Origin of the sequence: Burkholderia sp. GbtcB21 (genome assembly GCF_019091065.1) — a bacterium.
Taxonomy (GTDB): domain Bacteria; phylum Pseudomonadota; class Gammaproteobacteria; order Burkholderiales; family Burkholderiaceae; genus Burkholderia; species Burkholderia pyrrocinia_C.
Genome location: NZ_JAGXKA010000004.1, coordinates 430,461 through 453,213, shown reverse-complemented (window position 1 = coordinate 453,213; position 22,753 = coordinate 430,461). Strand labels below are relative to the sequence as shown.

The following is a 22,753-nucleotide window of genomic DNA, read 5'->3' as shown; positions in this document are numbered from 1 at the left end:
CCGTCGCGTCGCTCGGCGGCCGGCCTCCGGCCGTTACATCACGGGCGGCGGCACGCTCGCGACGATGCCGGCGGCGATCGCGATGTCGTCCGCGAGCGGCCGGTCGTCCCGGTACACCGGCACGCGTTCGCGCACATGCCGCCACAGCGCGTCGGTGGGTGCGGCCCGCGATGCGCCGTCCGCCTGCAGATCGTAGGCCTGTGCGGCGGCCAGCAGTTCGATCGCCAGCACGCGCGTCGTGTTCTCGATGATGTCGAGCGCTTTCAGCGCCGCCGGCGTCGCATGGCACAGATGATCTTCCTGCAGGCCCGACGTGATGCCGCCGTCGAGGCTCGCCGGCGCCGCGAGCCGCTGGTTCTGCGCGACGAGCGCGACCGCCGTGTACTGCGCGATCATGAAGCCCGAACAGGTGCCGCCCGGCGTGGCGAGAAACGCCGGCAGCCCGCTCACGAGCGGATTGACGAGCCGGTCGAGACGCCGTTCGGCGATTGCCGCGACCTGGGCCATCGCCGCCGCGAGGCTGTCCATCGCCAGCGCGATGCCCGCGCCGACCGCATGCGCCTGCGAATGGACGGTCGGCGCGTCGCGCGTGCCGGCCACGATCGGATTGTCGGTCACCGACGCCAGTTCGCGATCGACCACCTCCGCCGTCACGTCGAACACGTCGCGCGCCGCGCCGTGCACGTGCGGAATCGTGCGCAGGCTGAGCGGATCCTGCGTATGCCGGCCGCTTGCCGCGGCGAGCATCCCGCTGTCGGCGAGCAGCGCACGCAACCGCGCGCCGACGTGCCCGATGCCGGGCGAAATCCGCAACGCAAGCGACGCCGGATCGAAGGCGGCGAGCTGCCCGCCGAGGTTCTCGAAGCTCGTCGCCGCCACCCAGTCGGCCCAGTCGAGCAGCCGCTCCGCGCGCGCGAGCGCGAGCGCGGCCAGCCCCGTCACGCACGGCGTGCCGTTGACGAGACTCAGCCCTTCCTTCGCGCCGAGCACGAGCGGCTCGCGGCCGATGCGGCGCAACGCCTCGTCGCCGCGAATCCGCTCGCCGCGGTGGCGCGCATGGCCATGACCGATGCAGACGAGCGCGACGTGCGCCATATGGGTCAGATAACCGACCGAGCCGTGCGCCGGCACCTCAGGCAGGCAATCGTGTTCCAGCAACGCGACGAGCTGGTCGACGACGTCGGCACGCACGCCCGAATGCCCGTGCGCGTAGTTGTTGATCGCCGCCGCGACGATCGCGCGCGTTTCCGCCGCACCGAGCGGTGCGCCCACGCCGACGGCGTGGCTCATCAGGATGTTGCGCGACAGCGTGCTCTGCTGCGCCGGCGACACGATCACGTCGCACAGCGCGCCGACGCCCGTATTGACGCCATACGCGCGGATGCCGCGCGCGACGATTTCGTCGACGAGCTCACGGGCCGCGACGACGCGTACGCGCGCGTCGTCGGCCAGCGCGAGCGGCTCGCCGGCTGCCACTGCCGCGACCTGCCGCCAGTCGAGCGGTTTTGCCGAACGGAATACGGTCATGGCAGCCTCAGTTCGCGGAACGGTCGTGATGGCTCGACACGAACTGCCGGAAGCGCTCCGAGCACTGGCCGCCGAACAGATCGCCGGGCGTGCCGTCCGAATCGACTTCGCCCTGATGCAGGAACATCACGCGGTTCGACACGTGCCGTGCAAAACCCATCTCGTGCGTGACGACCAGCATCGTGCGCCCTTCCTCCGCGAGCGAGCGCATCACGCGCAGCACCTCGCCGACCAGTTCCGGATCGAGCGCCGACGTCGGTTCGTCGAACAGCATCACCTTCGGATGCATCGCGAGCGCACGGGCGATCGCGACGCGCTGCTGCTGGCCGCCCGACAGGTGCGCCGGATAATAGCCGCGCTTGTCCGCGAGGCCGACGCGCGCGAGCAGCGCCTCGGCTTCCTCGACCGCTTCCGCGCGGCTGCGCTTCTGCACGCGCAACGGGCCTTCGACGAGGTTGTCGAGCACCGTCATGTGCGACCACAGGTTGAAGTTCTGGAACACCATGCCGAGCTGCGAACGGATCCGGTCGACCTGACGCCGGTCGCCCGGATGCAGCTTGCCGTCGCGCGTGCGCTTCATCTTCAGTTCCTCGCCGGCGAGCGCGACGGTGCCGTCGTCGGGCGTCTCGAGCAGGTTCAGGCAGCGCAGGAACGTGCTCTTGCCCGAGCCGCTGGCGCCGAGGATCGAGATGACGTCGCCCTCGTGCGCATCGAGCGAAATGCCCTTCAGCACATGGTGATCGCCGAACGACTTGTGGATGTTCCTGACCGACAGGGCAACGGGAGCAGCGGTGTTCATCGGATTCTCCGGGAAGGATGGATACGCTCAGGGCGCGACGCGCCGGGCATTGCGTGCCGCCGCGGCGGGCACGCCGGCCGGCTTCGGCGCGCGCAGGTGGGCCGACAGCCGCCATTCGAGCGCGCCTAGCACGCGTACGACGATGAAGTTCAGGCCGAGGTAGATGAGGGCCGCGCACACGAACACCTCGGTCGTGCGGTAGGTCTGCTGGATGATCTGCTGCGCGACGCCCGTCACTTCCCACACCGTGACGAGGCTGGCCAGCGCGGTCGACTTGACGAGCAGCACGGCTTCGGTCGAATACGCGGGCAGGCACTGGCGCAGCGCAATCGGGCCGATCACGCGCCGCAGCAGCGCGAAGCCCGACAGGCCGATCGAATAACCGGCCTCGATCTGCCCGACCGGCACGGCCATCAGCCCGCCGCGCACGATCTCGGCCGTATAGCCGGCCGTGCACAACGCCAGCGACAGCACCGCGCACACATACGGTTCGCGCAGCAGCGGCCACACGAAGCTCTCGCGAATCACGCCGAACTGGCCGAGCCCGTAGTACACGAGGAACATCTGGATCAGCAGCGGCGAACCGCGAAACACCAGGATGTACGCGCGCGCGAAGCGGTTCGGCAGCCAGCGCGGCGACACGCGCATCGTGACGATCACGAGCGACAGCAGGCCGCCGAGCACGAGCGACGCGAAGAACAGGCCGAGCGTGGTCGGCACGGCCGCGAGCAGCTGGCGCAGCGTGTCGATGAGGAAGTCGAAATCGATGGACATGCGTGCCCTCCGTCAGTTGCGCGCGAAATTGCGGCGGAACGAGCGGCCGACGATCGCTTCCGCCCGGTTGAACACGCGGTTCGACAGGCCCGTCATCACGAGGTACAGCGCGCCGCCCGCGACGAAGAACACGAAGTACTGGTGCGTCGAGTTCGCGGCGATCTGGCTCGTGCGCAGCAGCTCGGCGAGCCCGGTGACCGAGATCAATGCGGAGTCCTTCAGGCTCAGTTGCCACACGTTGCCGATGCCGGGCAGCGCGAAGCGCAGCACCTGCGGAATCAGGATGCGGCGCAGCACCATGCCGCTCGACATGCCGACCGAGCGCGCCGCTTCGAGCTCGCCCTTCGACACGGCCAGCACGGCCGCGCGGTAGACCTCCGCCTGATACGCGCCCGAGATCATCCCGACCGCCAGCGCGCCGATCACGAACGGCGGCACGCCGATGAAGCCTTCCGCGCCGAACCACTGGCCGATGGTCGTGACGAGCGTCGAGCCGCCGAAATAGAACAGGTAGATGACGAGCAGTTCGGGCACGCCGCGAAACACCGTCGTGTAGAGATCGCCGAGCAGGCGTGCGCTGCGGTGGCGCGACAGTTTCGCGGCCGCGATCGCGGCGCCGATCACCGCGCCGACCGCGAGCGCGGCGAGCGTCAGCGCGACCGTCATCAGTGCGGCAAGCAGCAGCACGCCGCCCCAGCCTTCGGTTCCGAAGCCGAGCATTTCAAGAATCGCCATGCGTGTCTCCCGGCATGCGTTGAGTGAATCTGCAGGATGCGCGCCGCCGCGCGTCGCCGTGTCGTTGCGTCGTGACGTCAACTACGCGGCGGCGGCCGAACGCGCGCTTACGGCGTGACGTCGGTCTTGAACCACTTGTCGGCAAGCTTCTTCACGGTGCCGTCCGCGAGCGCAGCACCGATCGCCGCATCGAACTTGGTCTTCAGGTCGGCATCCTGCTTGCGGAACGCGAGACCTTCGCCCGGCCCCCAGATCGGCCCGCCGAGCTTCGGGCCCGCGAGCACGATCGACGCGTTTTCCTTCTTCTCGATGTTCGCCGCGTAGTACGTGACGTCGTCGAACGACGCATCGATGCGCCCGGCGACGAGGTCGAGATCGCGCTCGGGCGAGGTCTTGTACACGCGGATCGACGCGATGTCCTTGAAGCTGTCGTTGATGAATTTCGTATAGACGGTGCCCGACTGGATGCCGATCGTCTTGCCCTTCAACTGCTTGCGCAGCGCGTCGACGGTCGGCTTGTCGGCGTTCGCGTCGCCGGTCAGCTTGACGGCCGGCGCGCCGGCCGCGGCCTTCGGCAGGATCTTCGTGTCGGTGACGGCGAACGTCGCCGGCGTGGCCGCATAGGGGCGCGAGAACAGCAGGATCTTCTCGCGCTCCGGCGTGATCGAGATCGCATCCATCAGGACATCGAACTTGCCGGCCTGCAGGCCGGGAATCATCCCGTCCCAGTCCTGCGCGACCATGTTGCACTGGACCTTGATCCGGCCGCACACGTTGGCGAGCAGTTCCGGTTCGAAGCCGCCGAGCTTGCCGCCCGGCAGCGTGAGGTTCCACGGTGCGTAGCCGCCTTCGAGCGCCACCGTCACCGTCTTCCATTCCTTTGCCTGAACCGGCGCGGCAAGCGTTGCCGCTGCAGCCGCGATGACGCCGATCGTCCTGATTGCCCACTTGATGCGCTTGCCGTTCACGAGATTTCTCCTTGCGTTGAAGTTCGACATCCCCTCGGTCATGCAAGTCGCCTCAGGAATTTGTCTATACAAGCATGCAAGAATAAAAACCACGGGACAAGCGCTGATCAAAAAAAACCGCGTAAACGCGGGAAATCCCCTAAATACAGGGCTCCAGCGCGCCTCATTGCGGGGAATCCGGGCACGGATTTGGTGCAACGGACTTGGACAAATCCCAAGGATGACTAGACAAATTTTGAATTCGATCGCCTGGATGCCGACCATTCGACACGCGGAGACAGGCAGGTCGGACTGACCGGCATAAGGTCTGCGGATTGGATTTACCGGCGAGGCTCGATCGAGTATTCCGGGTCATGCTTCGACATCGCGCGCGCCTGGCATGGCCGCGCGTTCGCGTTCTCAGGAAGTCGACGCGAGCGCGACCGATCGGATCGGGGAACATGTCGACGATCGTCCGTGCGTGCCGCTGCGGGCGGCCAGCGGATCGGTGTCTTGAAGCAGAACGAGGAAATCGCGCCGGACGGCGTAAGGACGAGCTGAGACAGGGGCCGACCGGGTGTCGGCGTCACCTGGAAGACACCTGCTTCGACTTGCTGCCGCCAGACCTCGCGACAAAGCTGTCGGTGAAACGGTTGAAATCGCCGGGGGCGACGGACACGAGCGTCGTGTCGTATTGCAGACCTGCCGCGAGCGCACGTGCAAGCGTAGCGGCGGGTCCGGGAGGCGTTGCGAACGGATCTGGAGCGGCAATGAAGCCGTCCGCCAGCATCAGCCAAGCAATGCTGCGCGAACGGGCCCCAAGATTGAATTTTCTTCCTGCTTCAATACGCCGAAAAAAAGATCAGGCGCGACCGTCCCCTTCCCCGCGTTGAACATCGCCAAGCATGGTGACGAGGACGAGCGCGGCGATCAGCCCCAGGTGCTCGAAGAAGCTGTTGAGCGCCATGAAGCGCGCCACGCCCGCCTTGTTCCAGAAGTCGTTCGCCACCAGCATCGCGACGACGGTCAGCACGCCGAGTCCACCCGCGCCAATCCAGGTGAACCGGCGAAATACCACGCACAGCGAACCGCCGATCTCGACCACAACCGCCAGTGCAGCCCAGAACGCGGGCGGGTGCAGGCCGAAATGCGCCTGCTCCGCGATCGCATCGTCGAAGTGCAGCGCCTTGTCGACGCCTCCGATCAGAAAGGCGGAAACCAGCGCAAGTCGCACCAGCGCGCCGACCCACGGCTGCGCCAGCAGGACGCGAATCCACCCGGGGCTGTACCGGCCGGTTGTCGTCGACATGTCAGATCGCCCAGCAGGAACAACCGAACGCGCCCCAGAAGCCCTTCGCGTCCGACGTCGGCAATGCACTGCCCCACGCGCTCGCGTGCGCATGCGCGTGCACGTTGCATGCACTCGCGCAGCCGCACATCGCAGCGGCCGCCGCACGCTGCAGCGGTGCGCCGTTGCGCTGCGTCGCGCCCCAGCCGCCGTAGCCGCCGTACTCGCGCACCGGCGACCAGTCCGGCATCGCGGGCGGAATCGGCGCATCGTGCGACGCGAACGGCCCCGCGCCCCATACGATCTTGCCGCCGACCACCGTCAGCAACGCAGTCGTGCCCGCGATATCGTCCTCCGCGCATGCGAAGAAATCGCGATCCGGGACCACCAGGTCGGCGAGCTGCCCGACCGCTACACGCCCTTTCTTCCCTTCCTCGTTCGAGAACCAGGTCACGTACTCGGTCCACATGCGAAGCGCGGTTTCGCGATCGAGCAGGTTGCGCTGCGGATACATCCGCAAGCCGCCGACCGTCTTGCCCGTCACGAGCCATGCAAGCGACACCCACGGGTTATACGAGGCAACACGCGTCGCGTCGGTGCCGGCCGACACCTTGATGCCCTTCGAGAGCATCTTCGCGACGGGCGGCGTCGCCTCGGCTGCTTGTGCGCCATAACGCTCGACGAAGTATTCGCCCTGGTACGCCATCCGGTGCTGCACCGCGATGCCGCCGCCCAGCGCCGCGATTCGATCCATCGATTTTTCGGTAATGGTTTCCGCGTGATCGAAGAACCAGTTCAGGCCGTCGAGCGGAATGTCCTTGTTGACCTTCTCGAACACGTCGAGCGCGCGGCTGATCGTTTCGTCGTAGGTCGCATGCATGCGCCACGGCCAGCGATTCTGTGCGAGCACGCGCACGACGCCTTCGAGATCGTCTTCCATCTGCGCCGGCAGGTCCGGGCGTGCAACGCGGAAGTCCTCGAAATCCGCTGCCGAAAACACCAGCATCTCGCCCGCGCCGTTGTTGCGGAAATAGTCGGTGCCGTCGTGATACTTGACGCTCTTGGTCCAGTTCACGAAGTCTTCCTTCTCGGCGTTCGGCTTCTGCGTGAACAGGTTGTACGCGATCCGGATCGTCATCTCGCCCGCGTCGTGCAGCTTGCGGATCACTTCGTAATCGTCGGGATAATTCTGCGAACCGCCGCCCGCATCGATCACGCCTGTCACGCCGAGACGGTTCAGTTCGCGCATGAAGTGGCGCGTCGAGTTGTACTGGTATTCGAACGGCAGCTTCGGCCCCTTCGCGAGCGTCGCGTAGAGAATCGTCGCGTTCGGGTTCGCGAGCAGCAGCCCGGTCGGGTTGCCCGCGGCGTCGCGCAGGATCGTGCCGCCCGGCGGCTCCGGCGTGTCCTTCGTGTAGCCGACCACGCGCAGCGCGGCCGCGTTCAGCAGCGCACGGTCGTACAGGTGCAGGATGAACACCGGCGTGTCGGGCGCGGCGGCGTTGAGCTCGTCGATCGTCGGCAGGCGCTTCTCGGCAAACTGGTGCTCGGTGAAGCCGCCGACCACGCGCACCCATTGCGGCGCGGGCGTGATCGCGACCTGCCGCTTGAGCATGTCCATCGCGACTGCGAGCGACGGCACACCGTCCCAGCGCAGTTCCATGTTGTAGTTCAGGCCACCGCGAATCACGTGGCAGTGGTTGTCGATCAGGCCCGGCAGCACGGCGCGGCCTTCGAGGTCGACGACCTTCGTCGCGCGCCCGGCGAGCCGCATGACATCCGCTTCATTGCCGACCGCAACGAAGCGGCCGGCGGCTATCGCCACCGCCGTCGCGGTGGGGTTTGCGCGGTCGAGGGTCGTGAACCTTCCGTTGTGAAGGATCAGATCCGGTTGGGACTCGGTTGCGGTCATATACGTCACCTCGTTTCGATCAGAAGCCAAAAAGCTGTTTGACGGTGGGGATGGCCTGCACGCCGATCAACATGCCGAGCAACCCGACAAGCGCAATCAGCGGCGGTGCCGGCGAGCGCACCTTGATTGCGCTGTAAATGACACCGATCAGCAAGCCCGCACCAAGGGAAACCAGATAAGGTTCCATACGATCAATTTCTCGGACAGGTTGGAATGCAGGTCGTACGTCCTGGCAAACACGCTGCGGGCGGCATCCGTGAATCGACCACGTACGCCGCCCGCGATTTCATATTGCCGATGCCGCGTGTTCGCACGAAACACGCCGCATCAGCATCGACAGTCGCGACTGCCTGCGGTTACTTCGCCGGCACGGGCGGGATCGACTCGTGCGGCGTCAGCGTACGCTCTGCCGCCTTGTGGACCATCGTGTACGCGTAATCGACGCCCATCCCGTACGCGCCCGAGTGCTCCTTCGCGATCGCCATCACCGCGTCGTAGCTCTCGCGGCGCGCCCAGTCGCGCTGCCACTCGAGCAGCACCTGCTGCCACGTGACCGGCACCACGCCCGCCTGCACCATCCGCTGCATCGCGAAGTCGTGCGCAGCCTGCGACGTGCCGCCCGATGCGTCGGCGACCATGTAGATTTCGTAGTCGCCTTCGAGCATCGCGCACAGCGCGAACGTCGTATTGCAGACCTCCGTCCACAGGCCCGACACGACCACCTTCTTGCGGCCGTTCGCGGCCAGCGCGTCGCGCACCTTCTGGTCGTCCCACGAGTTCATCGACGTGCGTTCGAGCGTCTTCTGGTTCGGGAACACGTCGAGCAGCTCGGGATAGGTGTGGCCCGAGAAGCTGTCGGATTCCACCGTCGTGATCGTGGTCGGGATGTTGAACACCTTCGCGGCCTTCGCGAGCCCGACGACGTTGTTCTTCAGCGCCTGACGATCGATCGACTGCACGCCGAACGCCATCTGCGGCTGCTGGTCGATGAAGATCAGCTGGCTGTTCTGCGGAGTCAGTACTTCAAGTTTCGGATTGCTCATGGCGGTCATGTCCTTTGACGCGGAGAAAAAAGAGGGTCTGCCTCGCCGGCAAGCCGGGGGCGCCCAATACGCTGTGCCGGCAGGTTCACCTGCCAGCCGGTGTCATTCAACACGCGATTTCATGGTAACGCCACTTAATCAAATTGATTAATAAAATCCCTAAAACCAGGCCTTAAAAGATCTTAAAACCACCGAATTGAATGATCACATCAAAAAAGACCTGCTACGCTATCGAATAAATACAGGATCGTCCGCGGATCAGTAGTTATCCGTATTTTTCACACGGTTGTCATTCACTTATAGCCGAATCATGAAGCCGTATATTTCATCGCTGCTTGCCGGGATTCTCGCCGGCGTTGTCTACTTCCTGATCGGCGTGCAATCGCCCGCTCCGCCGACGATCGCACTGGCCGGCCTGCTGGGCATCCTTGCCGGCGAACAGATCCTGCCGATCGCACGGCGGATGCTGGCCGGGATTCATCTGAGAACCGCGTGGAGCGAGGCGAAGTGCAGCCAGCACATGTTCGGCTCCCTGCCCGGCGCCCAGGCATCCGATGCTGCCGCGAAGAAACGTTAATCGACGCCGTCGTGATACGCGTTGATTGACCAGGTTCGGGGATGCCGATCGGCGGGTCAGCCAATCTCCCGACGCCCGCGGCACGCGAGCAAGCCGGAACGCGAAACGCCCGCGAAACCCGGGCCCAGCCGGCACGACTTCCCCGTGCGCTGACGCTCCGGAAACGGCGCACATCGCCAATACCGATCGGACGCTGCAATCGCGCGACGCAATCTTGCCCGGAACAGGATGGCGCTCCGGCTCCGGCCTCCGGATAATTTGTTCCGGTTCGTATTGGACTCTGCAGCGCTTGGCGATAACATGACAGCCCGACGCACGCGTGGAATTCACTATGAAGCTGTCATTCGAAGCGCTCGAAGCACTGGACGCGATCGATCGCACCGGCACGTTCGCCGAAGCCGCGGAGCTCCTGCACCGCGTACCGTCTGCGCTGACCTATCTCGTACAAAAGCTCGAAAGCGACCTCGACGTCGCACTGTTCGACCGCAGCGGGCGCCGTGCGAAGCTCACGCACGCGGGCCGCGTGGTCGTCGAAGAGGGCCGCCGGCTGCTGCATGCCGCCCAACAGCTCGAACTCAAGGCACTGCGTGCACAGCAAGGCTGGGAAACCGAGGTTCGCATCTGTATCGACGAGATCCTGCCGTTCGACGCGTTGTGGCCGTACGTGCATACGTTCTACGGACTCGAGATGAACACGCGGCTGCGCCTGTCCACTGAAGTGCTCGGCGGCACCTGGGATGCGCTGATTTCGCGCCGCGCGGATCTCGTCGTCGGCGCGGTGGGCGAGCCGCCGGAGCTGCCGAACATCGTCGCGCGGCCGATCGGCACGCTCAGGCACGTGTTCGCCGTTGCCCCCACCCATCCGCTCGCGGCGCTGCCCGAACCGCTGTCGATGGCGTCGGTCGTCGAGTATCGCGGCGCCGTCATCAGCGATACCTCGCGCGAACTGCAGCCGCGCTCGGTCAACGTCGATGCCGGGCAGCCGTATCTCGCGGTCCCCACGCTCGCCGCAAAACTGGCCGCGCAGTGCGAAGGACTCGCGGTGGGCACGCTGCCGGATTGCGTCGCGGCACGCGCGATCGCGCAGGGCAAGCTCGTCGCACGCCAGGTGACCGGCATGCGCGACACGACACAGTGCTATATCGCGTGGCGCGGCGACGAAGCCGGACGCGCGCTGCACTGGTGGGTCGAGCAGCTCGACCACCCCGATCTCGTCGACCGGTTCACCGCGCTCGCCTGATTCCGCCGCACGCCGGCCGCACCGCTCGATCGGCCTGTTCCCGCGATCTCCCGCCACCGGCGCGTCAGCCGAACGAATCGTGAAGGCGCTTCATCTCCTTCTCGAGCCATTCGATCAGGTTGAACGACGCATGCGCGGTTGCGGCCGGCGGGATCATCATCCTCTCCTCGGTCGCGATGTGTTCGTTGAGGGATTCGCACATCAACCGTCCGAGTTCGGGTTTCCTCGCGAGCAGCGGCGACAGGTCGCGGCTGCTCAACTGATAGGCCGTCACGGCCGTCACTGCGTAGACACTGGCATGAAGTTGCGTGCCGGCGAGCACGACGGACTGGCCGATCGCATCGCCGGGCACCATCCGCCTGACCTCGATGTCGCCGGTCGCGCCCGGCACGAACACCGACGCGACACCGGACCCGACGATCGTCAGCAGGCGCGTATCGGAATTCGACGCGTAGATCACGTCCCCTTTGTGGAACACGCGCGATGCCAGCGCATCGGCCAGCACCGCCAGATCCTCGTCGTCGAGTTGCCTGAAGAGTTCGACCGCGCGCAGCAGCCGTTGACCGCTCGAAGCCGGCCGGTGCGCCGCGGCCGTCCCGCCGAGCGGGCGCAGCGCGATGTCCGCGGCGGCGAGATGCCGGTGCGCCAGATCGTAGAGCCGGTTACGCACCGCCACCTTTTTTTGCAGCGCGTCGACGTAGCAGACGAGTTCGTATTCGACGGAATTGGTCCTGAAGGCCTTGACGACCGAGATCGGCGCGGGACTGGCCAGCACATCCAGCGAACTGGCCGCAGCGCGGTCGAGCGCATCGACGACGACGGCCGGCCGCACTGCCGGATCGATCTCGATCGTCAATGTCACGCCGTGCACGCTCGCGGGTTCGCTCAGGTTGACGATCGTCGCCTTCGCCGCCGTGCTGTTCGGCACGACGACCAGGTTGCCGAGGCTGTTGATCATCTTTGTCGCGCGCCAGTTGCTTTCGACTATCCGCCCTTCCAGTTCGCCGATGGCCACCGTATCGCCCAGGCGAAACGGCTGGGTGGTATTCAGCACGAGGCCCGAGAACACGTCGTTCAGCGTGTTCTGGACGGCCAGGCCGAGGATCACGGCCACGGCGCCCGAGGTCGCGACCAGGCCGCTCAGCGGCAGGCCCAGTACGTAGCCCAGCGCAGCTACCGCGGCCGCACCGAACACGGCGCCCGCGGCGATGTCGTGAAACAGCCGCTGGTTGCGCCACGCGCGCGGCAGCAGCAAATGGTCGAGCATCAGGCTGAACACCAGCGCGCACTGCAGCCACCATGCGACGCCGATCGCCTGGATCGCAAGCCGGTCGAACCGGTCGGGCGACGGTGGCACCGCGAGCGGGCTCACGCCGGTGGCGAACAACACATAGGTCAGCGCGGCGAACGACGCGCAGCGCCAGACCGCTTTCGCCGTCGAACGGCCAGGCCCGAGCAACCGCCACGCAACGAGGTCGGCAACGACGATCGGCGCGCCGTAGGCGACCGTGACGGACAGGTTCAGCATGCTGGAATGGGCCGCGTGCGCGCGTTGCGATTGGCGGGGAACCCGTGCGATCGCATGGCTCGCGCTACCCGATCCGGCGAGCGGCCGCCGGCAGCGAATCGTGGCGTGAAAGGTCGGACGGGACAGGTTTCATGCGGTAGTCGTTCGATGACGCGCGAAGTCGCCGCGGCACGACACGTGCCGACGCCGCCCCACGCTGGCATTCAGTGGCGTCGGGATATCGACGAGCGGCGGTGCGAGCCGGTCTGCTGCCCGCCCGCGAATCGCCGACGGTCTCCATGCATGCAATGTAGACGCACCGGCCGGCCAAGTCCTGAGTTCAGGCTGAAACGTTCTGAATTCGGCAGCGGCGCGCGCCGTTACGGTTCGCGCGCCGGCAACCCGGCCTCGTCCGCGTCGACCCCGAGCGCGTGCAGTTCGGACCAGGCGTCGTGCACGACCTGCGTCGCCCCCGACGTATGGGCGAGCGCGGCGGCATAGGCGGCCAGCAGGCGCACGCGCGCATCCTCGCGCGCCCGGGTCTCGTCCATATTCCGCATGGCATCGAGCGCCGCGCGCGCCCGTTCGCGACATTCGTCCACCAGCGACAGGTCGAACAGGCACGGGACCGCGACAGCCGCCAGCGCGATGCCGACCTCCGCATCGCCGTTCGGCGAAAACGCCCAGTCGAGCGCCGCGCGCAGATTGCCGAGTTCGCGCCGGATCACGTCGAGCCGCGATTCGGCCCGCGGCCCGTCGTCGCCACCGGGCGCAAGCCTGAACAACCGATGGAAGTAGTTCGCATGCGCGAGTGCCGCGGCCGCGCATTCGCCGTTGTTCGCGAGCTGCTGCAGCGCATACGCGCGCGTCGTGGTCAGCAGCCGGTAGCGCGGCGCGCCGTGCGCGCTCTCGAGGCTCAGCAGCGACTTCGACACGAGGCCGGCGATCGTGTCGAGCAGGTCCGCATCGGCCAGCCCCTTCGGGCCGACGATCTCCCGCACCGCGTCGATCGAGAAGCTGTCGCGGAACACGCCGAGCCACCGCAACAACAGGCGCTCCGCGTCCCCGAGCAGGCGGTAGCTCCAGTCGTACATCGCCTGCAGCGTCTGATGACGCGGCAAGGCCGTCCGAAAACCGCCGGTCAGCAACCTGAAATGATCGTCGAGATGCGCGGCCAGCATATCGATGCCGAGCACGGCCGCTCGCGCCGCTGCCAGTTCGATCGCGAGCGGGAGACCGTCGAGGCGCCGGCACACCGACGCCATCAGCGACACACTGCGTCCGTCGAGCGGAAAGCGGGGATCGGAGGCGCACACGCGCGCCGAGAACAGTTGCACCGCGCTTGCGCGCAGGATCTCGGCATCGTCGGCGCCTTCGCCGGGCACATCGAGCGGCGGAACCGGACACAGCCGCTCGCCCTGGATACGCAGCGCCTCGCGGCTGGTCGCGAGGACGCACAATCCGGTGTCCGACTCGGTCAATGCAGTCGCGATCTGCGCGGCGGCGTCGAGCAGATGTTCGCAATTGTCGAGCACCAGCAGCATCCGGCGGTTCGCCACGCTGGCCAGCACCGCTTCGAGCGTCAGCGACCCGGCCGGCTGCACAATGCCGAACGCACCGGCCAGCGCGGCGGGCACGAATTGCGGACACGCAACCGTGGCCAGCGACACGAACGCGGCACCATCCGGAAAGCTCGCCTCGGCCCGCATGGCCGCTTCGAGCGCGACCCGCGTCTTGCCGATGCCGCCTGCCCCGACCAGCGTCACGACGCGCGCGGTGTCGAGCGCCGCGAGGACGTCGGCGACGGTCTGCTCGCGGCCGATGAGCGCGGTCGGCGCGGCGGTCAGCCGCGACGCCGCGGGACGCACGGACGCCACGCCTTCGGCCTGGGCGCCGACCAGCCGATAGCCGCGCCCCGGCACCGTGACGATCAGGTTCCGGTCGCCGGCCAGCGCCTTGCGCAGCGCGGCAATATGCACCTGCAGGTTGTTTTCCTCCACGATCGTGTGCGGCCACACGCGCTGCATGATCTCGTCTTTCGACACCAATGCGCCGTTCGCCCGAATCAGGAGTTCGAGAATTTCGAATGCGCGGCTGCCGATGCGCAGCAGTTTGCCGTTCGAGCGAATTTCACGCTTGTCGAGAAAAACGTGAAGCGTTCCAATCCTGATCATGGGAATTCTTAATCGATTTCTTTCATTGATGCCCTGTCAGAAATGACACCGGTTCGACGCCATGCTACGGCATTTGCGTCGCGAAATGATTCAAATTATCAGAACAGGAAGAGCAAAATTTTTGAATCGACGAGAACCACGATCGCCGCGACGCCCCGGCATGCGCCGTGTCCCGCCCGGCGCGACGCACCACGGCATCCTGCATTTTCAATGTGTGAAACATTCGTTCACCCGTGAACCAGTTTCGCAGGATAAAACGGCCGATATGCCGAAATCAATTTCGTGATCCCGTTAATTGAAATCGCAGTTCGCATGACTTGCGAAAAAAACCAGGTAAAAGCGACGTGCGAAGCGCAGCAAAATCGATTCCGGGCGTGAGAACCGGTCGGATTTTCCGTTCAGAACGATTCAGGCGCCGCTCAGGACATTCAGCGGCGCGGCGCGCGACGATGGTTCGATGGCGCCAGCGTCGAGCGACCGCCGTCACGCCGCGAGGAACACGACCATGGGCAACCGTATCGCCGGCATCCGGATTCCCGACGGCCCGATCGCACGGGAGGCCGCCGCGACCGTGCGCGCCGGCGCACCGGAACTCCTGTTCCGGCACGCGATGCGCGTGTTCGCGTTTGCGTCGATCATCGGCCTGCGTCGCGGCATCGCGTTCGACGCCGAGCTGCTGTACGTCGCCGCGCTGTTCCATCACTTCGGGCTGACGGAGCGCTACCGGCATTCGCGCCGGCGCTTCGAAATCGACGGCGCGAATGCCGCACACGCGTTCCTCGGCGGATACGGCGTCGCCGCCGACGATGCGGAGGAGGTCTGGCGTGCGATCGCGCTGCACACGGCCTTCGGCATTCAACCGTACATGACGCCGTTGACGGCGTTGCTCGGCGCGGGTATCGAGACGGATCTCTTTGCGCGTCATTTCGACGACGTGTGCCGATCCGAACGCGACGAGATCCTGAACGCGTGGCCGCGCGGCCCGGGTTTCAAGGAGCTGTTCCTCGAGGCACTCGCCGCGGGCACCGCGCATCGCCCTGCCACTGCGTTCGGCAACGTCGGCGCCGACGTGCTCGAGCGTTGCGACCCGGACTATCGTCGTACGAATTTCTGCGGCCTGGTGCTCGGGTCGAAATGGACGGAGTGAGCCGTCCGGTCGGCCAGGCCCGCTCCGCCACGTCATGGCCGCGGCCGTGTCATGCGCGGGCGAACGCCAGCAGTTCGTCGTTCAATCGTTGCGCATGCGTCAGATACAGCGCGTGCGGCCCGCCCTCGTAGACGCTCAGCGTCGCGTGCGGCATGCGCTTTGCCGTGGCCGCGCCCGTGAGCGCGAGCGGCACCGTCTGGTCGTCGTCGCCGTGAATCACGAGCGTCGGCACGTCGAACTTGTCGAGATCCGCCCTGAAATCGGTTTCGGAGAACGCGCCGACGCAATCGAGCGTGCCCTTCAATCCGGCCTGCAGCGCCATGAACGAGGTCCAGTCGAGCGCGGCGCGCGAGATCGTCGAAGCGGCCCGGTTCGAACCGGTGAACAGCGGCCAGAATTGCTCGAAGAATGCCGCGCGGTCGGCCACGATGCCCGCGCGAATACCGTCGAACACGGCCACGTCGACGCCGTCCGGATGGTCGTCGCGTCGCGCGACCAGCGGCGTCACCGACCCCATCAGCACGGCCTTCGCGATGTGTCGCGTGCCGTGCCGGCCGATGTAGCGCGCCACTTCGCCGCCGCCCATCGAAAAACCGACGAGCGTCACGTCGCGCAGCGCGAGCGTCTCGATCAGCGTCGCGAGATCGTCCGCCAGCGTGTCGTAGTCGTACCCCGTCCACGGCTGGCCGGATCGGCCGAAGCCGCGCCGGTCGTAGGCGATGCAGCGAAAACCGTGCGATGCGAGATGATGCATCTGGACGTCCCACATGTCCGCATTCAACGGCCAGCCGTGAATGAACACGACCGGGCGCCCTGCGCCCCAGTCCTTGTAGTGGATCGAAACGCCGTCGCGTGTCGTGAACGTGCTCATGAAGTTTTCCTTAGCGGTGAAAATGCAGCGGCCGCCAGCGATGGCCGACGGACTGCGCGCACCGTCCCGTGTCATGAACGGGACAGCCTGACGATGAACCGCTCCAGTTCGGACGCGAGGATCACCTCGCGGTAGTTTGCGGGTCGCTTCGCTCCGCGCCATTGCGGCTTGTAGATCGCATCGCCGGTATGAATCGTGATGCCGGTCAGCGCGCAGCGGCCGAGGGCGCGGGACTTCGCGCTGATCCAGCGCTGCTCGTCGTAGCGGCAGCGCGTCGGATCGCTCCACGATATCAGCACCGACGAATCGGTCTGCCGCTCGGCGGCGACGATCGCGCAACGGCGGCGCACGCCGCCGCTCGACGCGGGCCACGCATCGTCGCGATGGCGGCAGCGCGCGGCGTCCGGGTCGCGAAGATGCGACGGCGCACAGCGGCTCGCGGCCGGCGACGGGTCGAGCAGCGTCATCACGTGCTCCCAGCGATTGAATTCGTCCATGGCGGCGTACCCAGGCAAGTGGCAACGGGGCGCGGATGGTTCGCACCCGCCCGCATTGCGGTCGTCATCCGCCGGCACGAACTGGCAAGATCCGCGACGGGATGACCTGATGCTGACGATAACGAGCCGCCGCTGAAGAGTCTTGATTCCGCGCTTAATTTTTCTGGCCGGTCGCGGCGCGCGGCGTGCGCCGCGACCGCCTTCATGAAAATTCAGCGCGATTTCAGTACAGGTTGCATGACCCCGCGATAGGCTCCTGTCGGCGTTGGTTCGCAGCCTTCGCGCGCCTGCCGGCCCGCGACCGCGAACGCACGCCGGCTGCCGGCGCGATTGCCGCATGCGGGCAGGTCCGAACCATCCATCCAACGCGGCATCGTTCCACCGCACGTTCAAGGAGTCCCAATGCGTTCAGCAGACATCGACGCCGTTCCCTCGGCGCGTCGCCGAGACATGCTGCTTGCCGGCGCGACCGCCGTTGCAGCCGCCGCGCTGCCGGCGGCCGCCGCAGCTGCCGCCCCCAAACACGCCGCTTCCGCCCATCAAGGAGCTCATCCGATGAACACGATCACCACCAAAGACGGTACGCAGATTTACTTCAAGGACTGGGGCAGCGGCCGCCCGGTCGTCTTCTCGCACGGCTGGCCGCTGTGCGCCGACGCGTGGGACCCGCAGATGCTGTTCCTGGTGCAGCACGGCTATCGCGTGATTGCGCACGATCGCCGCGGTCACGGCCGCTCGAGCCAGCCGTCGCACGGCAACGACATGGACACGTATGCCGACGATCTGGCGGCGCTGATGGATGCGCTCGACCTGCGCGAAGCCACGCTCGTCGGCCATTCCACCGGCGGCGGCGAAGTCGCGCACTACATCGGGCGCCACGGCACGAAGCGCGTGTCGAAGGCCGTGCTGATCGGCGCCGTGCCGCCGCAGATGGTGAAATCGGCGTCCAATCCCGGCGGCCTGCCGATGGACGTATTCGACGGGATCCGCAAGAACGTCGCCGAGAACCGTTCGCAGTTCTACAAGGATCTCGCCGTGCCGTTCTTCGGCTTCAACCGTCCGGATGCCAAGGTGTCGCAGGGCACGATCGACGCGTTCTGGGCGCAGGGCATGATGGGCGGCGTCTATGGCCAGTATCTGTGCGTCAAGGAATTCTCCGAGGTCGACTACACCGAGGACCTGAAGAAGATCGACGTCCCGACGCTGATCCTGCACGGCGACGACGACCAGATCGTGCCGATCGACGATTCGGCCCGCCTGTCCGCGAAGATCGTGAAGCACGCGCAACTCAAGGTGATCCCCGGCGGCGCGCACGGGATGTGCGTCGTCAACGCCGACCGGATCAATGCCGAACTGCTCGCGTTCCTGAAGGCGTAAGCATTGCGGCACGGCGCGCCCGGCCTGAAGGCCTTCAGGCCGGCGCGCCCTTCAGCACGTTTCAGGATTTTTCAGGTCGCCGCCATTGCGTTGCGGCGGGCGCGATCGCCAGCATCGTCGATGCGGCATATCCGCCGATCCGGCGTCGGGCACTCACGGCGCACGCGCCGGCCTGAGCAGCAAGCCGATCAACACCCCCGCGACCGCGAAAGCCGTCGCGACACGAAAATTGTCGGCCAGCGCGAGCGTGGTCGCCTGGATGCGGACCGCCCGGTCGAGCAGCGCATAAGCCGCCTGGTCGCCGGTCGCAAAGGTCGCGCCGTGCGATACGAGCGACGCCGCGCCGGCCCGCAGGCGCTCCAGCGTTTGCGGATCCGACAGCGTGACATGCAGACCGACGAGATTCGAATGGGTAGCCTCCATGATGCGCTGGACCACCGCAATCGACGTCGTGCCGAGCTGCCCGCTCAGCAGGCGCGTCGTCTGCACGACGGCGCCGAACGTCAGTACATGCTCGGCCGTCGCGTGCTTGCCGAAAAAGAACACGACCGACGTGAGCGCCATCGTCTGACCCAACGCCTGCAGCAGCTGCGACGGGATGAAGTCGGGTTCGGCCCAGACGGGCGTGAGGCGCGCGCCGAGCGCGAACGCGACCGCCACCATCGCGAAGCCGGCCACGATCAGCCGGCGTGGATCGACGCGTTGCAGCAGCCACGCCACGCACGGCGCGAACAGCAGCTGCGGCATCGCGATCCAGCGCAGCGTATCGCCGATCTGCAGCGGGCGAAGCCCGTAGGTGCTCGCGAGAAACGCCGACGGAATGAAGCTCGTGTTGAGCACGGTAAAGCGCACGAGGCCGACGAGCAGGATCAGCAGCGCGACGTTGGGCAGCGCGAGGTAGCCGAGATCGAGCCCGGCCCGTCGCGACGTCAGTTCGTGGATCAGGAACGCGGCCACCATCACGATGCCGATGCACAGCAGCGCGACGATCAGCGGCGACTGGAACCAGAACAGCCGCTCGCCCTGATCGAGCGCGATGCACAGGCACGCGAACCCGCCGGCGCCGAGCAGCATGCCGCGCGTATCGATACCGGACGCGATGCGCTTGATCGGCTCGGTGGACAGCGACAGCATCAGGCAGACGATGAACGGCACGGTCAGCAATGCGTTCTGCCAGAACAGCCAGCGCCAGCTCAGGTGTTCGCTGTACCACCCTTCGAGCGTCGCCGACAGGTTGAGCGACATCTCGAGGTTCATCGCATATGCGGCGATGCCGAACGGAATCAGCCGCGGCGGCAGCGTGCGGACGACGAACCCGACGGTCAGCGGCACGAACACGCCGGACGCGAAACCGGCCAGGCTCTGGAACACGATGAACGTGCCGAAGTTCGTGCACAGCGGCAGCACGCTTTCGACGACCAGAAATACCGCGGCGCCCGCCAGCAGCACGCGACGCGTGCCGAACACGAAGGCCGCCGCGATCGCGAGCGGCCCGACGAACATCTGCGACGCGATGAACGCGGTGTTGATCCATGCGCCCTCGTCGAACCCGACGCCGAGCGCACCGCGTATGTCGGCGAGCCCGAGCGACGTGATGCGCGACGTCAAGGTCGCGATGATCGCGCCGAGCAGCACGGCCGCGATCGCGGCGATCGAACGAAACGTCGGTATGTCGGAGGCCGGCGCTGCGGCCGGCCCCGGTGTCGCGCCACCGGGGGCGAACGTGGTGTTCATCGTCGAGCGGCTCCCGCACAAAAAGCTCGCGCAAGCATAGCGCGATGCGACAAACCCTGTTTTTTCGATGGAGTATCCCGATCGTGAGCACGAACTCGCCGGACACGCCGCCCACTTCCGCCGCGCGCTCGCGCAAATGGCCGATCGTATCGATCGCCGGATGCGCGCTGTTGCTCGTCGCGCTGCTGGTCTATGAATTCGACGCGCATGATCGCGGCACCGACGACGCGTACGTGACGGGCCACCTGCACGTGATCTCGCCACGCGTGGCCGGCACGGTCGAGCGCGTGCTGGTGAACGACAACCAGTTCGTGCACGCGGGCGCCCCGCTCGTGCGGCTCGACCCGCGCGATTTCGACGTGCGCGTCGCGCTGCAGCGGGCCCGCGTCGCGCAGGCGCGCTCCGATGCGAGCCGCGCGAAGGCGCTGGTCGAGCAAGCGGAAGCGACGCTCGTGTCGGCGCATGCCGACGCCGAGAAGGCCGAGCTCGACTACGCACGGGCACGCGAACTGACCCGCGAAACCCCGCGCGGGCTGTCGCAGCAGGAATTCGATGCCGCCAACGCGGCGCGCAAGTCCGCCCGCGCACGCATCGAGGCGGCCGAAGCGCAGCGGCGCAGCGCGCAGGCCGCGCAGCAGGCCGCCGATGCCGTGTCGAACCAGAACGACGCCGAGCTGCGCGATGCGGAGCTTCAGCGCCAGTACACGACCGTCGTGGCGCCGTCGGACGGCTACGTCGGCAAGAAGACCGTCGAGACCGGCGAGCATGTCGCGCCCGGCCAGGCCCTGCTCACGCTCGTCGAACCGCACCCGTGGGTGGTCGCGAACTTCCGCGAAACCCAGCTCCGGCACGTTCGCGCCGGCGACGTCGTGCAGTTGCGCTTCGACGCGCTGCCGGACCGGACCTTCAGCGGGCACGTCGACAGCCTGTCGCCCGCGACGGGCGGGCAATTCTCGCTGTTGCCGCCCGACAACGCGACCGGCAATTTCACGAAAGTGACGCAGCGGGTGCCGGTCAAGATCCTGCTGGACGGCCCGGCCTCGGCCGAACCGCGCATTCGGCCCGGCCTGTCGGTCGTCGTCTCGCTGCAACGCGGCCGCACGCAGCCATGACCCGCATCGCCGCCCTGCTCGCCGCCGGCCTGCTGAGCGCGTGCACGATCGCGCCGCAGCCGCTCGCCCCCGTCGCGGTCGGAGCCGACCGGTTCCGTCATGCTGATGCGCCCGACGAACCCGCACCGTCGCTCGTCGAATGGCCCGCATCGTTCGGCGACCCGCCGCTCGTCGCGCTCGTCGATGCCGCGCTCGCCGGCAACCACGACATCCGCGCCGCCGCGGCGCGCGTCGACCAGGCGCAGGCGCTGCTCGGCGTGCGCGAAGCCGCGCTGGCGCCGACCGTCGGCGTCGATCCGTCGTTCAGCCGCTCGCGCGTATCCGGCACGGTCGACAACGCGTTGCCGAAACGCACGATGCACAACTGGTCGGTGCCGTTCAACGCCGGCTATGAAGTCGATCTGTGGGGGCGCCTGCGCGGCAATGCGGAGATCGGCCGGCAGAACGTGCTGCAGGCAGACGCGGATCGCGCGGCCGTTCGCCTGCGCGTCGCGACCGACGTTGCAAGCGACTATCTAACGCTCCATTTCGTCGAGCAGGATCTCGCGACGCTCGCCCGCGCGATCGAACTGCGACGCACCGCACTCGACGTGATCGCCGCACGCGTGCGGGCCGGCGCGGCAAGCGATCTCGATGCGCTGCGCGCGGCGGCCGATCTCGATACGGCTCGCGCCGATCTCGCGGACAGCCGGCGGCTGCGCGAAAACCTCGCCGACGCGCTCGCCGTGCTGACCGGCGTCTCGCCGACCGCGTTCTCGGTCGCGCCGACCGCGTCCGCCATCCGCGTGCCGGCGGTGCCGCCCGGCCTGCCGTCCGCGCTGCTCGCGCAACGGCCGGACGTCTATGCGGCGGCGCGCCGCGTCGACGCGGCATCGCTCGAAATCGGCGTCGCCCGCACCGCGTGGCTTCCGACCTTGACGCTGACCGCCCAGGGCGGGTTCGCCAGCCGCGACCTCGGCACGTTTCTCGATCGCAACAGTTCGTTGTGGGGCCTCGGCGCGAGCGTGGCCGAAACGGTATTCGACGGCGGCAAGCGCGAGGCCGCGGTGGCCGCCGCGAAGGCAGGCGCGGAACTCGCCGACGCGAACTATCGCGCGACCGCGCTGGGCGCGCTGCGCGAGGTTCAGGACGCACTCAACGACATCGCCGCGCAGAAAGAGCGGATCGTGCGCTACGACAGCGCGGCGCGCGCCACCGAAGCGGCGGCGCGGTTGTCGCTGAGCCGTTACGGGCACGGCTACGTCAGTTATCTCGAGGTCATCGACGCGGACCGGGACGCGCTGAATGCGCGACGCCAGCTGATTCATAGCCGCCAGGCACTCGCGATCGCGACGGTCAATCTCGTGCGTGCGCTGGGCGGCGGGTGGGCGCCGCCTGCGTCGACACCGGCGAGCGACGCGAAACACGCTGATCGATTCTGAAAAAACGCGCCGTCCGTTTCCGCTCGAACGGCCTCGCGTATCTTCATATCTATCGTGAGCTTACCTAACGT

General features: G+C 67.0%; 20 protein-coding genes and 1 pseudogene. 6 read left to right on the top strand and 15 right to left on the bottom strand.

Going from position 1 to position 22,753, the window contains the following annotated elements:
- Window positions 1-33 precede the first annotated feature (33 nt).
- The 10 genes and pseudogenes from hutH to KVT39_RS12925 all read right to left on the bottom strand — a co-directional run bounded on the left by hutH (window position 34) and on the right by KVT39_RS12925 (window position 9,025).
- On the bottom strand, window positions 34-1,527 hold the full coding sequence (gene hutH, locus KVT39_RS12970; protein WP_034184352.1) for a histidine ammonia-lyase: 1,494 nt from the start codon (window positions 1,525-1,527) through the stop codon (window positions 34-36).
- Window positions 1,528-1,534: 7 nt separating this feature from the next.
- Window positions 1,535-2,326 (bottom strand): ABC transporter ATP-binding protein, encoded by a 792-nt coding sequence (locus KVT39_RS12965; protein ID WP_034184353.1) that lies wholly within the window; start codon window positions 2,324-2,326, stop codon window positions 1,535-1,537.
- 27 nt (window positions 2,327-2,353) lie between these two features.
- The gene (locus KVT39_RS12960) at window positions 2,354-3,100 is read right to left on the bottom strand and encodes an ABC transporter permease (RefSeq protein WP_175747814.1); all 747 of its coding nucleotides are present in this window, start codon (window positions 3,098-3,100) and stop codon (window positions 2,354-2,356) included.
- A 12-nt stretch (window positions 3,101-3,112) separates the two neighbouring features.
- The gene (locus KVT39_RS12955) at window positions 3,113-3,835 is read right to left on the bottom strand and encodes an ABC transporter permease (protein ID WP_105392458.1); all 723 of its coding nucleotides are present in this window, start codon (window positions 3,833-3,835) and stop codon (window positions 3,113-3,115) included.
- Window positions 3,836-3,942: 107 nt separating this feature from the next.
- Entirely contained in the window at window positions 3,943-4,803 is an 861-nt protein-coding gene (locus KVT39_RS12950; RefSeq protein ID WP_131945674.1) for a transporter substrate-binding domain-containing protein, read from the bottom strand.
- 473 nt (window positions 4,804-5,276) lie between these two features.
- A pseudogene (locus tag KVT39_RS12945) lies at window positions 5,277-5,572 on the bottom strand (glyoxalase); the annotation flags it as partial.
- A 72-nt stretch (window positions 5,573-5,644) separates the two neighbouring features.
- Entirely contained in the window at window positions 5,645-6,091 is a 447-nt protein-coding gene (locus tag KVT39_RS12940; RefSeq protein WP_175747818.1) for a DoxX family protein, read from the bottom strand.
- 1 nt (window position 6,092) lies between these two features.
- The gene (locus KVT39_RS12935) at window positions 6,093-7,982 is read right to left on the bottom strand and encodes an amidohydrolase (protein ID WP_105392455.1); all 1,890 of its coding nucleotides are present in this window, start codon (window positions 7,980-7,982) and stop codon (window positions 6,093-6,095) included.
- A gap of 19 nt (window positions 7,983-8,001) precedes the next feature.
- Window positions 8,002-8,169, bottom strand: a complete 168-nt coding sequence (locus KVT39_RS12930; RefSeq protein ID WP_175747820.1) for a DUF1427 family protein — start codon at window positions 8,167-8,169, stop codon at window positions 8,002-8,004.
- A gap of 169 nt (window positions 8,170-8,338) precedes the next feature.
- On the bottom strand, window positions 8,339-9,025 hold the full coding sequence (locus tag KVT39_RS12925; RefSeq protein ID WP_034183344.1) for a hydrolase: 687 nt from the start codon (window positions 9,023-9,025) through the stop codon (window positions 8,339-8,341).
- A 310-nt stretch (window positions 9,026-9,335) separates the two neighbouring features.
- On the opposite strand from KVT39_RS12925, the gene KVT39_RS12920 reads away from it, so the two are divergent.
- Together KVT39_RS12920 and KVT39_RS12915 are read left to right on the top strand one after the other, a co-directional pair.
- Complete coding sequence (locus tag KVT39_RS12920; RefSeq protein WP_034184359.1) at window positions 9,336-9,602, top strand: XapX domain-containing protein; 267 nt, start codon at window positions 9,336-9,338, stop codon at window positions 9,600-9,602.
- A 331-nt stretch (window positions 9,603-9,933) separates the two neighbouring features.
- Window positions 9,934-10,842 (top strand): LysR family transcriptional regulator, encoded by a 909-nt coding sequence (locus KVT39_RS12915; RefSeq protein ID WP_105392453.1) that lies wholly within the window; start codon window positions 9,934-9,936, stop codon window positions 10,840-10,842.
- A gap of 64 nt (window positions 10,843-10,906) precedes the next feature.
- On the opposite strand, the gene KVT39_RS12910 is transcribed toward KVT39_RS12915, so the two are convergent.
- Window positions 10,907-12,370 (bottom strand): mechanosensitive ion channel family protein, encoded by a 1,464-nt coding sequence (locus tag KVT39_RS12910; protein ID WP_034184361.1) that lies wholly within the window; start codon window positions 12,368-12,370, stop codon window positions 10,907-10,909.
- A gap of 359 nt (window positions 12,371-12,729) precedes the next feature.
- Window positions 12,730-14,523, bottom strand: coding sequence for a winged helix-turn-helix domain-containing protein (locus KVT39_RS12905; protein ID WP_217589237.1), 1,794 nt, complete (start codon window positions 14,521-14,523; stop codon window positions 12,730-12,732).
- 505 nt (window positions 14,524-15,028) lie between these two features.
- On the opposite strand from KVT39_RS12905, the gene KVT39_RS12900 reads away from it, so the two are divergent.
- Window positions 15,029-15,670 carry an HD domain-containing protein gene (locus KVT39_RS12900; protein WP_034184363.1) on the top strand — a complete coding sequence of 214 codons (642 nt, stop codon included), beginning with the start codon at window positions 15,029-15,031 and terminating at the stop codon, window positions 15,668-15,670.
- Window positions 15,671-15,719: 49 nt separating this feature from the next.
- Here the strand turns inward: KVT39_RS12900 and KVT39_RS12895 are convergent, their stop codons facing one another.
- Window positions 15,720-16,541, bottom strand: coding sequence for an alpha/beta fold hydrolase (locus KVT39_RS12895; RefSeq protein WP_105392450.1), 822 nt, complete (start codon window positions 16,539-16,541; stop codon window positions 15,720-15,722).
- A gap of 71 nt (window positions 16,542-16,612) precedes the next feature.
- Window positions 16,613-17,038, bottom strand: a complete 426-nt coding sequence (locus KVT39_RS12890; protein ID WP_217589236.1) for a DUF3331 domain-containing protein — start codon at window positions 17,036-17,038, stop codon at window positions 16,613-16,615.
- Between the two features lie 555 nt (window positions 17,039-17,593).
- On the opposite strand from KVT39_RS12890, the gene KVT39_RS12885 reads away from it, so the two are divergent.
- Window positions 17,594-18,415, top strand: coding sequence for an alpha/beta fold hydrolase (locus KVT39_RS12885; RefSeq protein ID WP_034184366.1), 822 nt, complete (start codon window positions 17,594-17,596; stop codon window positions 18,413-18,415).
- A gap of 153 nt (window positions 18,416-18,568) precedes the next feature.
- Here KVT39_RS12885 and KVT39_RS12880 read toward each other — a convergent pair whose 3' ends face one another.
- A complete protein-coding gene (locus KVT39_RS12880; protein WP_217589235.1) occupies window positions 18,569-20,149 on the bottom strand; it encodes an MFS transporter in 1,581 nt (526 codons plus the stop codon).
- Between the two features lie 44 nt (window positions 20,150-20,193).
- Between KVT39_RS12880 and KVT39_RS12875 the strand changes: the two genes are divergently transcribed.
- Together KVT39_RS12875 and KVT39_RS12870 are read left to right on the top strand one after the other, a co-directional pair.
- Complete coding sequence (locus KVT39_RS12875; RefSeq protein ID WP_051983843.1) at window positions 20,194-21,261, top strand: HlyD family secretion protein; 1,068 nt, start codon at window positions 20,194-20,196, stop codon at window positions 21,259-21,261.
- Window positions 21,258-22,682, top strand: coding sequence for an efflux transporter outer membrane subunit (locus tag KVT39_RS12870; protein ID WP_217589233.1), 1,425 nt, complete (start codon window positions 21,258-21,260; stop codon window positions 22,680-22,682). The genes KVT39_RS12875 and KVT39_RS12870 overlap by 4 nt, the downstream gene beginning before the upstream one ends.
- The last annotated feature ends 71 nt before the right edge of the window (window positions 22,683-22,753 follow it).

Bases quoted from the DNA above. Each gene is read 5' to 3' on its own strand.
- hutH (WP_034184352.1), bottom strand. From the start codon at position 1,527: ATGACCGTATTCCGTTCGGCAAAACCGCTCGACTGGCGGCAGGTCGCG.
- KVT39_RS12965 (WP_034184353.1), bottom strand. From the start codon at position 2,326: ATGAACACCGCTGCTCCCGTTGCCCTGTCGGTCAGGAACATCCACAAG.
- KVT39_RS12960 (WP_175747814.1), bottom strand. From the start codon at position 3,100: ATGTCCATCGATTTCGACTTCCTCATCGACACGCTGCGCCAGCTGCTC.
- KVT39_RS12955 (WP_105392458.1), bottom strand. From the start codon at position 3,835: ATGGCGATTCTTGAAATGCTCGGCTTCGGAACCGAAGGCTGGGGCGGC.
- KVT39_RS12940 (WP_175747818.1), bottom strand. From the start codon at position 6,091: ATGTCGACGACAACCGGCCGGTACAGCCCCGGGTGGATTCGCGTCCTG.
- KVT39_RS12935 (WP_105392455.1), bottom strand. From the start codon at position 7,982: ATGACCGCAACCGAGTCCCAACCGGATCTGATCCTTCACAACGGAAGG.
- KVT39_RS12930 (WP_175747820.1), bottom strand. From the start codon at position 8,169: ATGGAACCTTATCTGGTTTCCCTTGGTGCGGGCTTGCTGATCGGTGTC.
- KVT39_RS12925 (WP_034183344.1), bottom strand. From the start codon at position 9,025: ATGAGCAATCCGAAACTTGAAGTACTGACTCCGCAGAACAGCCAGCTG.
- KVT39_RS12920 (WP_034184359.1), top strand. From the start codon at position 9,336: ATGAAGCCGTATATTTCATCGCTGCTTGCCGGGATTCTCGCCGGCGTT.
- KVT39_RS12915 (WP_105392453.1), top strand. From the start codon at position 9,934: ATGAAGCTGTCATTCGAAGCGCTCGAAGCACTGGACGCGATCGATCGC.
- KVT39_RS12910 (WP_034184361.1), bottom strand. From the start codon at position 12,370: ATGCTGAACCTGTCCGTCACGGTCGCCTACGGCGCGCCGATCGTCGTT.
- KVT39_RS12905 (WP_217589237.1), bottom strand. From the start codon at position 14,523: ATGATCAGGATTGGAACGCTTCACGTTTTTCTCGACAAGCGTGAAATT.
- KVT39_RS12900 (WP_034184363.1), top strand. From the start codon at position 15,029: ATGGGCAACCGTATCGCCGGCATCCGGATTCCCGACGGCCCGATCGCA.
- KVT39_RS12895 (WP_105392450.1), bottom strand. From the start codon at position 16,541: ATGAGCACGTTCACGACACGCGACGGCGTTTCGATCCACTACAAGGAC.
- KVT39_RS12890 (WP_217589236.1), bottom strand. From the start codon at position 17,038: ATGGACGAATTCAATCGCTGGGAGCACGTGATGACGCTGCTCGACCCG.
- KVT39_RS12885 (WP_034184366.1), top strand. From the start codon at position 17,594: ATGAACACGATCACCACCAAAGACGGTACGCAGATTTACTTCAAGGAC.
- KVT39_RS12880 (WP_217589235.1), bottom strand. From the start codon at position 20,149: ATGAACACCACGTTCGCCCCCGGTGGCGCGACACCGGGGCCGGCCGCA.
- KVT39_RS12875 (WP_051983843.1), top strand. From the start codon at position 20,194: ATGCGACAAACCCTGTTTTTTCGATGGAGTATCCCGATCGTGAGCACG.
- KVT39_RS12870 (WP_217589233.1), top strand. From the start codon at position 21,258: ATGACCCGCATCGCCGCCCTGCTCGCCGCCGGCCTGCTGAGCGCGTGC.